Annotated in this window: 1 pseudogene; it reads right to left on the reverse strand. The window is 60.3% G+C overall.

The annotated features are described in order from the left end of the window. Nucleotides 1-15 precede the first annotated feature (15 nt). Nucleotides 16-529: pseudogene (locus NKH60_RS35085) on the reverse strand (IS630 family transposase); the annotation flags it as partial.

Raw genomic sequence — 529 nt, forward strand, 5'->3', positions numbered from 1 at the left:
TAGAGCGGCGGACGTTCATGTGAGTCCATATCCTGCGGCAGTGAAGTAGTTTCTGCATTCTGTTGGAGAGAGAGATTGCAGATATCGCCAATGGCCTGCCAGAGGGCGTCGATGGATCCGATGGCCTTTGCGCGCAGATGCGCCTTGAGCCTTGAGCTTGGCGAAGGCCATTTCGATCGGGTTGAGATCGGGGCTTAGGGCGGCAGGAAGAGCAGCCATGCGCCTCTGGCCCGGATGGCTGCCTCGGCGGCCGGACTCTTGTGGGCAGCAAGATTGTCGAGGATCACCACATCGCCCTTTGCCAGGGTCGAAGCGAGCTGCGTTTCGACGTAGGTTTCGAAAATGCGCCGGTTCATCGGCGTGTCGATGACGACGTGAGCCCATGGCAGCGCAGGCCGGCGATGAAGGTCTGTGTCTTCCAATGTCCGAACGGTGCCTTTGAGAGCAGCCGTTGGCCCTTCAGGCAGCGGCCGCGCAGGCGCGTCATCTTCGTAGTGGTTCCGGTCTCGTCGATAAACACCAGCCGATG

It is taken from the genome of Mesorhizobium sp. M1006, assembly GCF_040318825.1.
Classification (GTDB): domain Bacteria; phylum Pseudomonadota; class Alphaproteobacteria; order Rhizobiales; family Rhizobiaceae; genus Mesorhizobium.